Origin of the sequence: Rathayibacter sp. AY1A7 (assembly GCF_002930845.1) — a bacterium.
GTDB lineage: Bacteria > Actinomycetota > Actinomycetes > Actinomycetales > Microbacteriaceae > Rathayibacter.
Genome location: NZ_PSTL01000017.1, coordinates 65186 through 77424 on the forward strand (window position 1 = coordinate 65186; position 12239 = coordinate 77424).

The following is a 12239-nucleotide window of genomic DNA, read 5'->3' on the forward strand; positions in this document are numbered from 1 at the left end:
GCCGCGGCCTACTTGAGTTAGCAGGAGAGACACATGCTTCAGCAAGAATCCCGAGTCAAGGTCGCCGACAACACCGGCGCCAAGATGCTCCTCACCATCCGCGTCCTCGGAGGCTCCGGCCGCCGCTACGCGGGCCTCGGTGACATCATCGTCGCCACCGTCAAGGACGCGATCCCCGGTGGCAACGTGAAGAAGGGCGACGTGGTCAAGGCCGTCATCGTCCGCACCATCAAGCAGACCCGTCGCGCCGACGGCTCGTACATCAAGTTCGACGAGAACGCCGCCGTCATCCTCAAGAACGACGGGGACCCCCGTGGCACCCGCATCTTCGGACCGGTCGGTCGCGAGCTCCGCGACAAGAAGTTCATGAAGATCGTCTCGCTGGCACCGGAGGTTATCTAGTCATGGCCAAGATCAAGAAGGGTGACCTCGTCCAGGTCATCTCGGGCGCTACCCAGGCCCGCGGTGGAGACCGCGGCAAGCAGGGCAAGGTCCTCGAGGTGCTGGTCGAGCGCAACCGCGTCGTCGTCGAGGGCGTGAACTTCGTCAAGAAGCACGTCCGCGTCGGCCAGACGCAGCGCGGCTCGAAGGAGGGCGGCATCGAGACCGTCGAGGCCTCGATCCACATCTCCAACGTCGCGCTCGTCGACCCGAAGACCAAGAAGCCGACCCGGGTCGGCCACCGCAACGTGGCCGTCACCAAGGACGGCGTGACCAAGACCGTTCGCGTGCGCTACGCGAAGGCGTCGGGTGAGGAACTGTAATGACTGACACCACCGCAGTGGCTGCGAAGGTTCAGCCGCGGCTCAAGGCCAAGTACCAGGCCGACATCATCCCCGCTCTCAAGGAGCAGTTCGGCTTCGGCAACGTCCACCAGGTCCCCGGCCTGGTCAAGGTCGTCGTCAACACCGGTGTCGGTGAGGCCGCCCGCGACGGCAAGATCATCGACGGCGCGGTCAAGGACCTCACCGCCATCACCGGTCAGAAGCCGCAGGTCACCAAGGCCCGCAAGTCCATCGCGCAGTTCAAGCTGCGCGAGGGTCAGGCCATCGGCGCTCACGTCACCCTCCGGGGCGACCGCGCCTGGGAGTTCCTGGACCGCCTGCTCTCGGTGGCGCTGCCCCGCATCCGCGACTTCCGCGGGCTGTCGGACCGCCAGTTCGACGGCAACGGCAACTACACCTTCGGCATCACGGAGCAGTCGATCTTCCACGAGATCGACCAGGACCGCATCGACCGCGTCCGCGGCTTCGACGTGACCGTCGTGACCACCGCCAAGACCGACGACGAGGGTCGCGCGCTGCTCAAGCAGCTCGGCTTCCCGTTCAAGTCGTCGGACAACGCGTAAGCAGCAAGCCTCGAGGCCGGGGGACGGTGAGAACCGCCCTCCGGCCTCGTCGTGCGTCCGCCGCCGGACCGGTCCGTCCGGAGCCGGCGGCGGGCGCCACGCGGGATCCCCGGATCCCGTGCACGATCGGCCCTCGACCGCAGGACCTCGGCCATGTAGCATGGCTCGTTGGCCTGCGTTCGCGCGGCCGCATGGGCGTCGACGTCGTCGGCGCCGTCCCACACCACAGGTCGTCACTCTTGTAAAGGGTGCCGAAACCAGGCGAGAAAGGCACCATCAGCCATGACCATGACTGATCCGGTCGCAGATCTGCTGACCAGAATCCGTAACGCGAACTCCGCGCACCACGACTCCATCACCCTCCCGGGCTCGAAGCTCAAGGCGAACATCGCCGAGATCCTCAAGACCGAGGGCTACATCGCCGACTGGAAGGTCGAGGAGGCGCGCGTCGGCACGACGCTCTCCATCTCCCTCAAGTACGGCCCGAACCGCGAGCGCTCGATCGCCGGCATCAAGCGGGTCTCGAAGCCCGGACTCCGCGTGTACGCGAAGTCGGCCGAGATCCCCACCGTGCTCGGCGGCCTCGGCGTCGCCATCCTGTCCACCTCGAGCGGTCTCCTGACCGACCGCCAGGCCGAGAAGAAGGGCGTGGGTGGGGAAGTCCTCGCCTACGTGTGGTAACCCCTCATGTCGCGTATTGGAAGACTCCCCATCGAGATCCCGGCGGGCGTCGACGTCTCCGTCGCCGGGTCCGCTGTGACCGTCAAGGGCCCCAAGGGCGAGCTGACCGTCTCGGTCGCCAGCCCCATCCAGGTGTCCGTCGAGAACGGCCAGGTGCTGGTCTCGCGTCCCGATGACGAGCGCGAGTCGCGCTCGCTCCACGGCCTCACCCGCACGCTCATCGCGAACGACATCATCGGTGTCACGCAGGGCTACTCCAAGGGCCTCGAGGTCGTCGGAACCGGTTACCGCGTGCTGGCGAAGGGCTCGGACATCGAGTTCGCGCTCGGCTTTTCGCACCCGGTCGTCGTCACCCCGCCCGCGGGCATCTCGTTCACGGTCGAGGGCAACAACAAGCTCACCGTGCACGGCATCTCGAAGCAGGCCGTCGGTGAGGTGGCCGCCAACATTCGTAAGATCCGCAAGCCCGAGCCCTACAAGGGCAAGGGCGTGCGCTACGCCGGCGAGGTCGTTCGCCGCAAGGCCGGAAAGAGCGGTAAGTGATCATGGGACTCGGAACCAGAGGAAAGAGCAAGTCCGCTGCGCGCGGTCGTCGTCACGACCGTCTGCGCAAGAAGGTCGTCGGATCCGCCGAGCGCCCCCGCCTCGTCGTCAACCGCTCGGCCCGCCACGTCTTCGTGCAGGTCGTCGACGACGCTCAGGGCCGCACCCTCGCGTCGGCGTCGACCCTCGAGGCCGACCTGCGCGTGTTCGACGGCGACAAGACCGCCAAGGCCCGCAAGGTCGGCGAGCTCGTCGCCGAGCGCGCCAAGAACGCCGGTGTCGAGGCGGTCGTCTTCGACCGCGGAGGCAACAAGTACGCCGGTCGCGTCGCCGCGATCGCCGATGGAGCACGAGAGGCAGGGCTCAACCTGTGAGCGCCGCAGAGAACAAGGAACCCGAGGTCGCCGCTGTGTCGGAGGCCCCCGTCGAGACCGCTGCGTCCACGCAGCCGCAGCAGGAGGCTCGTGAGCCCCGCCGCGGCGGCCGCGACCGCAACCAGGGTGGCCGCGACCGCGGTGGCCGTGACGCCGAGAAGAGCCAGTTCCTCGAGCGCGTCGTGACCATCAACCGCGTGTCGAAGGTCGTCAAGGGCGGCCGTCGCTTCAGCTTCACCGCGCTCGTGGTCGTCGGAGACGGCAACGGACTGGTGGGCGTCGGCTACGGCAAGGCCCGCGAGGTCCCGACCGCCATCTCCAAGGGCGTCGAGGAGGCGAAGAAGAACTTCTTCCGCGTCCCCCGCGTCGCCTCGACCATCCCGCACCCCGTCCAGGGTGAGGCCGCCGCCGGTGTGGTGCTCCTGCGCCCCGCCGCCGCGGGTACCGGTGTCATCGCCGGCGGTCCCGTCCGCGCCGTCCTCGAGTGCGCCGGCATCCACGACGTCCTGAGCAAGTCGCTCGGCTCGTCGAACACCATCAACATCGTCCACGCGACCGTCGAGGCTCTGAAGCAGCTCGAGGAGCCGCGCGCCGTCGCCGCTCGTCGTGGTCTCGACTTCGACCAGGTCGCGCCGGCACGTCTCGTCCGTGCCGAGGCCGACGCCCTCGCCGCCGCGTCCAACGCGAAGGCAGGTGCCTGATGGCCCAGCTCAAGGTGACCCAGATCAAGTCGAAGGTCAGCGAGAAGCAGTACCAGCGCGACACGCTGCGCTCGCTCGGCCTCAGGAAGATCGGTCAGAGCGTCGTCCGCGAGGACAACGCCCAGAACCGCGGATACGTGAAGACCGTCGCCCACCTGGTGAAGGTCGAGGAGATTGACTAATGGCTGAGACGAAGAAGGCCGCCGCCGCGGAGTCCACGACTCCCGCGCAGGCGACCACCACGAAGGGCGCGGCGGCGCCGGCGACCAAGGAGCACGTGCTCAAGGTCCACCACCTCCGCCCCGCTGCCGGAGCCAAGAAGGCCAAGACCCGCGTGGGTCGCGGTGAGGGCTCCAAGGGAAAGACCGCCGGTCGCGGCACCAAGGGCACCAAGGCCCGCTACCAGGTGCGCGTCGGCTTCGAGGGTGGGCAGATGCCGCTGCACATGCGCACCCCGAAGCTCCGCGGCTTCAAGAACCCGTTCCGGGTCGAGTACCAGGTCGTGAACCTGTCCGCTCTCGCGGAGCTCTACCCCCAGGGCGGCGACGTCACCATCGGCGACCTGGTCGCCAAGGGTGCTGTCCGCAAGAACGAGAAGGTCAAAGTCCTCGGGGACGGCGACATTGCGGTTAAGCTGAACGTCGCGGTCGACAAGGTCTCCAGCTCTGCCGAGCAGAAGATCGTCGCTGCGGGCGGATCCATCAAGTAGCACCAGCAGCTTGTCGGTCGAGCTTGTCACGCCGACTCCCTCCGGGAGCGCGTGGCAAGCTCGACCTGTATCCCGCACCACAGAATTGAGCAGGAGACCTTAGGTAGTGTTTGGCGCCATTGCGCGGATCTTCCGCACCCCCGACCTCCGCCGCAAGATCGGCTTCACCCTCGCGATCGTGGCGATCTTCCGGCTGGGATCCTTCATCCCTGCTCCGTTCGTCGACTTCAGCGCCGTGCAGGCCTGTCTCGCCGGCAACCAGGGCACCTCGGGTCTCTACGAGCTCGTGAACCTCTTCAGTGGTGGAGCACTGCTCCAGCTGTCGATCTTCGCGCTCGGGATCATGCCGTACATCACGGCGTCGATCATCGTGCAGCTGCTGCGCGTGGTCATCCCTCACTTCGAGACGCTGTACAAGGAGGGGCAGTCCGGTCAGGGCAAGCTCACCCAGTACACGCGGTACCTCACCATCGCGCTCGGCGTCCTCCAGTCGACGACGCTGATCACCGTCGCCCGCTCGGGCGCCCTCTTCGGCAACTCCGGTGTCCCGGAGTGCTCGGCGCTCATCATCACCGACGAGTGGTACTCCATCCTCCTCATGGTCATCACCATGACCGCGGGCACCGGGATCATCATGTGGATGGGCGAGCTCATCACCGAGCGCGGCATCGGCAACGGCATGTCGCTGCTGATCTTCACCTCGATCGCCGCCCAGTTCCCCACCTCCCTGTGGTCGATCGCGCAGTCGCGCGGCTTCGAGACCTTCCTCCTCGTCCTCGGCGTGGGCCTCGTGCTCGTGGTCGCCGTGGTCTTCGTGGAGCAGTCTCAGCGGCGGATCCCCGTGCAGTACGCCAAGCGGATGGTCGGCCGCCGCACCTACGGCGGCAACAACACCTACATCCCGATCAAGGTCAACATGGCCGGCGTCGTGCCCGTCATCTTCGCCTCGTCGCTGCTGTACCTGCCCGCGCTCATCGCGCAGTTCAACCAGCCCGCCGCTGGCCAGGAGGCCCCGGTCTGGGTCACCTGGATCACGAACTACCTCACCAAGGGCGATCACCCGCTCTACATGGCGCTGTACTTCCTCCTGATCGTGGGCTTCACCTACTTCTACGTCGCGATCACCTTCAACCCGGACGAGGTCGCCGACAACATGAAGCGCTACGGCGGCTTCATCCCCGGCATCCGCGCCGGCCGCCCGACCGCCGAATACCTCAACTACGTGCTCACCCGGGTGACGCTGCCCGGATCGGTCTACCTCGGCCTCATCGCGCTCGTGCCCCTCGTGGCCCTCGCGCTGGTCGGTGCGAACCAGAACTTCCCCTTCGGCGGCACGTCCATCCTGATCATCGTCGGAGTCGGCCTGGAGACGGTGAAGCAGATCGACTCCCAGCTGCAGCAGCGCCACTACGAAGGACTCCTCCGATGACGTCGCACCCGATCGGCTTCCGTCTCCTGCTGATCGGCCCTCCCGGCGCAGGCAAGGGGACCCAGGCCGCTCGGCTGAGCGACATCCTCCGGGTGCCCGCCATCTCGACCGGGGACATCTTCCGCGCGAACGTCGCCAACGAGACCGAGCTCGGTCTCCAGGCGAAGGCCTACCTCGACAACGGGCGCTACGTGCCGGACGAGCTGACCAACGCGATCGTGCACGACCGCCTCCAGGAGGCGGACGCGTCGACCGGATTCCTGCTCGACGGCTACCCGCGCACCACGGAGCAGGTCGACGAGCTCGACCGCATCCTCGCCGCGGACGACAACCGGCTCGACGCGGTCGTCCAGCTGACGGCCGATCCCGACGAGGTCGTCGGCCGCCTTCTCAAGCGCTCGCTCGAGCAGGGGCGCAGCGACGACACCGAGGACGTCATCCGGCGCCGACTCGCGCTCTACGAGGAGCAGACCGCTCCGCTCATCGACGTCTACGCGGCCCGCGGGCTCGTGGTCGTGGTCGACGGCCTCGGGCCGGTCGACGAGGTGACCGAGCGGATCGTCGTCGCCCTCGAGGGCCACCGCGTGGGCCGCCTCGACACCCCGGCCGCCTGAGCCGTGGCGTTCCGCTCCTCGCTCTACAAGACGCCCGCGCAGCTGCGGTCGATGCTCGCTCCGGGCCTCGCCACGGCCGCCTCGCTCGATGCGGTCCGCGCGGCGATCCGCCCGGGCGTCACCACGCTCGAGCTCGACGCGATCGCCGAGTCGGCGATCGTCGCACTCGGCGGCCACTCGAACTTCCAGCTCGTCCCGGGCTACCGGCACACGATCTGCGCCTCGGTCAACGACGAGGTGGTCCACGGCATCCCCGGCGGGCGCGTGCTCGAGCCGGGCGACCTGGTCTCCATCGACAGCGGCGCCGAGATCGACGGCTGGAACGGCGACTCCGCGATGACGGTGGTCCTGCCCGATCCCTCCCGCCCGGAGGAGGTCGCGGTACGCGCCGAGCTCTCGCGGGTGACCGAGGGATCCCTGTGGCGGGGGATCGCCGCCCTCGCCTCCGCCCGCCATCTCAACGAGGTCGGCGCGGCGATCGAGGAGTACATCGAGGACGAGGCCGAGCGCTCGGGCCGCGTCTACGGCATCCTCACCGACTACATCGGCCACGGCATCGGGCGCACCATGCATGAGGCTCCGCCGGTCTTCAACTACCGGGTGCGCCAGCGCGGCCCCGAGGTGAAGCCGGGACTCGTCGTCGCGATCGAGCCGATGGTCACCGCGGGCAGCGCCGAGACCTTCGTCCGCGAGGACGAGTGGACGGTCGCGACCGAGGACAGCAGCATGGCCGCCCACTGGGAGCACTCCGTCGCCGTGCACCACGACGGCATCTGGGTCACCACGCTCGCCGACGGCGGCGCGGCCGGCCTCGCCCCCTACGGGATCGTGCCGACGCCCTTCGCCTAGAGGCCCCAACGCGGAGCTCCTCAGATCCGATGCGGAGGAGGCTCCTCGTGGCCTCTCGCGCCCGGCGGGGGTCCGTCGGGCGCCCACGAAGCGCGGGAGCGGGAGGACGACAGCGCCCTCCGGCTCCACCCGGAGTGCGGGTGTCGGCTAGCTGTCGATCACCCGCACCAGCTCCTCGATGAAGCCGCCGAAGTCCGTGGAGCGCCGGATGAGGCGCTGCACCTCCGCCCGGTCGGCGAACACCTCGACGAACTGGTCGAACACCGACTGGAAGGTGCTGCGGCCGGCCGAGGCGAACGCGATCATCGCGATCACGTTCACCCGCTGCTCGCCCCACTCCATCGCGGTGTCGTTCACGACGATCGCGATGGAGGTGCGGCGGGCGCTCATCGCCATCGCGTGCGGGACCGCGAGGTTGTCGGTGAACGCCGTGGAGCTCATCCGCTCGCGCTCGATGGCGCCGTCGACGTAGTCCTCGTCGATGATGCCGCCGGCGATCATCCGCTCGCCCAACATCCGGATCATCGCCGCCTCGTCGCGCGCGTGCACGTTGCGGAAGAACAGCCCCTCGTCGAAGAACTGCAGCAGCTCGTCCTTGATCTGCGCGCGGCGGCGGTGCCTGCGGACGCGGGCGATGGCCCGGCGCACCGTCTCGACGTCGTGGTCGGTGAGGAACGGCTGCACCACCACGACGTCGTCGGACGCGGGGCGCTCGTCGATCGTGGTGATCACGAGGTCGGCGGTGAGCCGGTCCCAGTCGACGTCGCTCCGCGTGATCAGCGAGCGCACCTCCACCTCGGTGCCGAGGGAGCGCTCGACGCGCAGGCGCAGCATGTGAGCGAGGTCGTAGTAGTTGGGGCAGACGATCACGCAGGACAGACGCTCCTCCCGCCGGGACACCCGCTCGAGAAAGGAGCCGACGTGGAGGGCGATGTAGGCGATCTCGTCCTCGTTGACCACGATGCCTCGCCGGCGCTGCAGCCCGCTCGCCAGGAACACCGCGATCTCGTAGGTCATCGGGTAGCTGGTCTTGATCGAGCGGGTGAGCGGGTTGCGGGAGTAGCCGCCCTCGGCGGCCCGGGCGATCAGGTTGCGCACGTGCAGGGCGAGGCGGACGATGAAGCCCTCGTCGTCGAGGTCGACCAGGTACTCGCGGTTGACGTCGGCGACGAGCTCGCGGACGACGGCGAGGTCCTCCGGGTCGAGGTAGTTCTCGACCACGGCGGCGACCGGCTCGTTCTGCCCGGGCGTCGCCACCCGCGTCGTCATCAGGATCGCGAGCTGGGCGAGCTCGGCGTCGGTCAGGCGCGTCGCGAAGTGCCGCTCCACCAGCTCCGCCAGCAGGGCCGCGAGCTCGCCGTGGATCGCGGGGGAGGGGCGGGAGCCGGAGGGGTCCCCGATGCCCCGGGCGACGCGGTCGACGGCGATCGCGATGTGGAGGAGGACGCTGTTCACGCCGTAGTCGTTGATGTAGTAGCCGCGGGTCTCGAGCTCGGCCAGCAGCTCGGTCTTGAAGGCGCCGAGGCCGGGGGAGGCGAACTCGCGCTGGACGTCGTCGAGCGTGAAGACGCCCTGCGCGCTCTCGTCGCGGAACATCCGCGAGATCAGGCGGCGGCGGGCCTCCTCGCTGCCCTCGAGGCGCACCGACGGGCCGCGCCGGAGCAGCCCGAGGCCGGCCTCGTCGGCGAGGGCCTTCACCCGGCGCAGATCGGCGTCGACGGTCGACTCGCTCACTGACAGCGCGTCGGCGAGGGCGAAGACGTCCAGGCCCTCGTCGGAGTCGACCAGGCGGCGGACGATGCTGTACAGCCGGTCACGCGGTGTGTCGGGCTCGACGTCGCGGCTGCGCTGCGCCTCCAGGTAGGCCGCGTACGCCTCCCGCGCGAGCCGGTAGCCGTTCGCGGAGGACTCGACCGGCTCCAGCGGGGCGGCCTGCGCCTTCACCGCGGTGACGTAGCTCCGGACGCTGCGTGTGGTGACTCCGAGCCTGTCGGCGAGCTCGTGCGCCGTCACCCAGCCGTCGGCGCGGGAGAGGTACTCCAGCAGTCGTTCGCGGTTGTCAGGCATCAGGCTCCAGGCGTGCGGTCGGGGCGGGCGCCGGGAGCGCCACGACCCTGCCGCGGGCCCGCAGGACGCGGGCGGCGAGTCGTACGTCCCGTCAGTCAATCACCCCGGCGACGCGCCCGGGAGCCCCCGCGCCGGGGGTGGAAGGGGCCGTCTTCCGCCCCCGCGGAAGATTGTCTGCTGGAGGGTGCCGCCCCTCCGAGGGGATGCTTGGATGAATCACGACCCGGACGCGAGGAGGCGAACGAGGTGCGGAAGATCCTGATCGTCTGCGGTGCAGGCGCGTCGAGCACGTTCCTGGCCCATCGGCTGCGAGCGGGCGCGAAGGAGCGCGGCATGGATGCCGTGTTCCGCTCCGAGACCCTCACCGGTCTCGACCACTCCCTCCCCGAGGCCGACGTCCTCCTCGTGGGGCCGCACCTCGAGTCGCAGTTCGACGGACTCCGCCACCGTGCGGAGCTCGTGGGAACCGCGGCCGCCCTCCTCCCGCCCGATGTCTTCGGAGCGCACGGTGCCGATGCCGTGCTCGAGACCCTGCCCGTCCTCTTCGCCGCTCGCGCGGTCGTCGCAGGCGCGGACGGGGACTCCTCCACCCGCCCGGTCCGTCCGGGCGAGCCCGACTCCGGGCACCACTGATGCAGTCGCGACTGCAGGATCAAGGAGAAACGTTCATGGTCGAGCGCACCGTGCAGGTTGCATCGTCGAAGGGCCTCCACGCCCGCCCCGCCTCGCTCTTCAGCCAGGCCGCGGCGAAGTCGGGTCAGAAGGTCCTCGTCGCCAAGGGCGACGCGACCCCGGTCAACGCCGCGTCGATCCTCGGGATCATCTCGCTCGGCATCGAGCACGGCGACGAGCTCACCGTCAGCGTCGAGGGCGACAACGAGCAGGCCGTGCTCGAGGAGCTCGCGACCTTCCTCACCACCGACCACGACGCGTGACGCCTAGCGTCACGCGAGGCGGCCGGCCCCGGCGCCCACGGCGCCGGTAGCCGCGGCAGCCCCTGGAGCGTGACGGCGACCCTCACCGGGTCGCATCAGGCGCCTGCGGGACCCGGCCCCGCCCTCTGCCGGCCCCACGCCGCCGCCCCCGCATCCTCTTCTCCCGCCCGCACTCCGCACGACAGGAACGAGCACCCATGACGCTGTCCACTCCTCAGACCGCCTACGCCTCCGCCAAGCTCCAGGGCACCGGAGTGGGACGCGGGCTGGCCCTCGGGCCGGTCCTGCGCATGCCGGAGCCGCTGCCCGAGCCCGAGGACACCGCCAGCACCCGCAGCGTCGCCCAGGAGGAGGAGCGCGCCGTCTCGTCGCTGTCCGCCACCGCCGCGACGATCCGCCACCGAGGCGAGCGGGCCGGCGGCTCGGCGAAGGACGTCCTCGACGCCCAGGCCCTGATGGCCGAGGACCCGTCCCTCGCGGACGACGTCAAGGCGCGGATCGCTGGGGGCAAGACCGCGGAGCGCGCCGTGCACGAGGCCTTCGCCGGCTTCCGCGACCTGCTCGTGGCGATGGGCGGCTACATGGCCGAGCGCGCGACCGACCTCGACGACGTCTCGCAGCGCGTCGTGGCGCACCTCCGCGGCGTCGCCGCTCCCGGCGTCCCCGAGTCGGACGAGCCGTTCGTGCTCGTCGCCCGCGACCTCGCTCCGGCCGACACGGCGCTGCTCGACCTCGAGAAGGTCCTCGGCCTGATCACCAGCGACGGAGGACCGACCTCGCACACGGCGATCCTCGCCCGGGAGAAGTCGATCACCGCCATCGTCGGCACCACCGGCGCCCTCGACCTGCGGGACGGCCAGCTCGTCATCCTCGACGCCACCTCCGGCGTCGTGACGGTGAACCCCTCGGACGCCGAGATCGGCGCCGCGAAGTCCTCGATCGCCGAGCGCGCCGAGATGCTCGCCGCACCGGTCGTCCCCGGCGCGCTGGCCGACGGCCACGCCGTGCCGCTGCTCGCGAACCTCGGCTCGGCCGACGGCGCTGCGAACGCGGTCGAGCTCGGCGCCGAGGGAGTGGGGCTGTTCCGCACCGAGTTCCTCTTCCTCGACGCGAAGGAGGCGCCCTCGGTCGCCGAGCAGGCGGAGCAGTACACGCGCCTGCTCGCCGCGTTCCCCGGCCGCAAGGTCGTCGTCCGCGCGCTCGACGCCGGCGCCGACAAGCCGCTGAGCTTCCTCAACGACGACCACGAGGAGAACCCCGCCCTCGGTCTCCGCGGACTGCGTGCGCTCCGCGCCAGCGAGCAGATCCTCCGCGACCAGCTCACCGCCCTCGCCCAGGCCGATGCCGCGACCGACGCCGACCTCTGGGTCATGGCGCCGATGGTCGCGACCGTGGACGAGACCCGCTACTTCACCTCGATGGCGCGGGAGCTCGGCATCCGCACCGCCGGAGTGATGGTGGAGGTCCCCTCCTCCGCCCTGCTCGCCGACCGCATCCTCGGAGTCGCGGACTTCGCCTCGATCGGCACCAACGACCTGACCCAGTACACGCTCGCCGCCGACCGCATGCTCGGCACGGTCTCGGCGTTCCAGGACCCGTGGCACCCGGCCGTGCTCCGCCTCGTCGGCGAGGTCGGCCGCGCGGGAGCGGCGCTGGGCAAGCCCGTCGGGATCTGCGGAGAAGCCGCCGCCGACCCGCTGCTCGCCGTGGTCCTCGTCGGCCTCGGCGCCACCACCCTCTCGATGTCGCCGTCGGCTCTCGCCGACGTCCGCGCCGAGCTTGCCGAGCACACCCTCGACGACGCCAAGCGGTACGCGGAGCTCGCTCTCGCCGCCGACAGCGCCGTCGACGCCCGCTCCGCGGTCACCGAGGCGATCGCCGCCTCCTGATCCCGGATCACCAGCCCCACCCCCTGCACCACCCCGCCACTCGGGAGCCGGGACGCCTCAGGAGCGTCCCGGCTCCCGAGTGGCGGGGTGGTGCAGGGGG

At 70.0% G+C, this 12239-nt stretch carries 16 protein-coding genes; 15 read left to right on the forward strand and 1 reads right to left on the reverse strand.

Going from position 1 to position 12239, the window contains the following annotated elements; translation table 11 throughout:
* Positions 1-33 precede the first annotated feature (33 nt).
* The 12 genes from rplN (at position 34) to map (ending at position 7248) form a co-directional block, all read left to right on the forward strand.
* On the forward strand, positions 34-402 hold the full coding sequence (rplN, locus tag C5B95_RS12995) for a 50S ribosomal protein L14 (protein ID WP_104224562.1): 369 nt from the start codon (positions 34-36) through the stop codon (positions 400-402).
* Positions 403-404: 2 nt separating this feature from the next.
* Positions 405-764, forward strand: a complete 360-nt coding sequence (gene rplX, locus C5B95_RS13000; RefSeq protein WP_104224561.1) for a 50S ribosomal protein L24 — start codon at positions 405-407, stop codon at positions 762-764.
* Positions 764-1348 carry a 50S ribosomal protein L5 gene (gene rplE / locus C5B95_RS13005; protein WP_068209425.1) on the forward strand — a complete coding sequence of 195 codons (585 nt, stop codon included), beginning with the start codon at positions 764-766 and terminating at the stop codon, positions 1346-1348. Before rplX ends, rplE begins: the two co-directional genes overlap by 1 nt.
* A 282-nt stretch (positions 1349-1630) precedes the next feature.
* Entirely contained in the window at positions 1631-2029 is a 399-nt protein-coding gene (rpsH, locus tag C5B95_RS13010; protein WP_068209423.1) for a 30S ribosomal protein S8, read from the forward strand.
* A 6-nt stretch (positions 2030-2035) separates the two neighbouring features.
* Entirely contained in the window at positions 2036-2572 is a 537-nt protein-coding gene (rplF, locus tag C5B95_RS13015) for a 50S ribosomal protein L6 (RefSeq protein WP_104224560.1), read from the forward strand.
* A gap of 2 nt (positions 2573-2574) precedes the next feature.
* Entirely contained in the window at positions 2575-2946 is a 372-nt protein-coding gene (rplR, locus tag C5B95_RS13020) for a 50S ribosomal protein L18 (RefSeq protein ID WP_056037296.1), read from the forward strand.
* Entirely contained in the window at positions 2943-3647 is a 705-nt protein-coding gene (rpsE, locus tag C5B95_RS13025) for a 30S ribosomal protein S5 (protein ID WP_104224559.1), read from the forward strand. The genes rplR and rpsE overlap by 4 nt, the downstream gene beginning before the upstream one ends.
* Positions 3647-3829, forward strand: coding sequence for a 50S ribosomal protein L30 (gene rpmD / locus C5B95_RS13030; RefSeq protein ID WP_181024623.1), 183 nt, complete (start codon positions 3647-3649; stop codon positions 3827-3829). Before rpsE ends, rpmD begins: the two co-directional genes overlap by 1 nt.
* On the forward strand, positions 3829-4356 hold the full coding sequence (gene rplO / locus C5B95_RS13035; protein WP_104226755.1) for a 50S ribosomal protein L15: 528 nt from the start codon (positions 3829-3831) through the stop codon (positions 4354-4356). The genes rpmD and rplO overlap by 1 nt, the downstream gene beginning before the upstream one ends.
* 106 nt (positions 4357-4462) lie before the next feature.
* Complete coding sequence (gene secY / locus C5B95_RS13040) at positions 4463-5785, forward strand: preprotein translocase subunit SecY (RefSeq protein ID WP_104288470.1); 1323 nt, start codon at positions 4463-4465, stop codon at positions 5783-5785.
* The gene (locus C5B95_RS13045) at positions 5782-6399 is read left to right on the forward strand and encodes an adenylate kinase (RefSeq protein WP_181028829.1); all 618 of its coding nucleotides are present in this window, start codon (positions 5782-5784) and stop codon (positions 6397-6399) included. The genes secY and C5B95_RS13045 overlap by 4 nt, the downstream gene beginning before the upstream one ends.
* Before the next feature lie 3 nt (positions 6400-6402).
* Positions 6403-7248 carry a type I methionyl aminopeptidase gene (map, locus tag C5B95_RS13050; RefSeq protein WP_104349350.1) on the forward strand — a complete coding sequence of 282 codons (846 nt, stop codon included), beginning with the start codon at positions 6403-6405 and terminating at the stop codon, positions 7246-7248.
* Positions 7249-7395: 147 nt separating this feature from the next.
* On the opposite strand, the gene C5B95_RS13055 is transcribed toward map, so the two are convergent.
* On the reverse strand, positions 7396-9315 hold the full coding sequence (locus C5B95_RS13055; protein ID WP_104349351.1) for a BglG family transcription antiterminator: 1920 nt from the start codon (positions 9313-9315) through the stop codon (positions 7396-7398).
* A gap of 207 nt (positions 9316-9522) precedes the next feature.
* On the opposite strand from C5B95_RS13055, the gene C5B95_RS17565 reads away from it, so the two are divergent.
* From C5B95_RS17565 to ptsP, 3 genes are all read left to right on the forward strand, one after another.
* The gene (locus C5B95_RS17565; protein ID WP_181068078.1) at positions 9523-9948 is read left to right on the forward strand and encodes a PTS sugar transporter subunit IIB; all 426 of its coding nucleotides are present in this window, start codon (positions 9523-9525) and stop codon (positions 9946-9948) included.
* Positions 9949-9983: 35 nt separating this feature from the next.
* On the forward strand, positions 9984-10250 hold the full coding sequence (locus C5B95_RS13065; protein WP_104224553.1) for an HPr family phosphocarrier protein: 267 nt from the start codon (positions 9984-9986) through the stop codon (positions 10248-10250).
* A 290-nt stretch (positions 10251-10540) separates the two neighbouring features.
* Positions 10541-12139 carry a phosphoenolpyruvate--protein phosphotransferase gene (gene ptsP / locus C5B95_RS13070; RefSeq protein WP_104233916.1) on the forward strand — a complete coding sequence of 533 codons (1599 nt, stop codon included), beginning with the start codon at positions 10541-10543 and terminating at the stop codon, positions 12137-12139.
* The last annotated feature ends 100 nt before the right edge of the window (positions 12140-12239 follow it).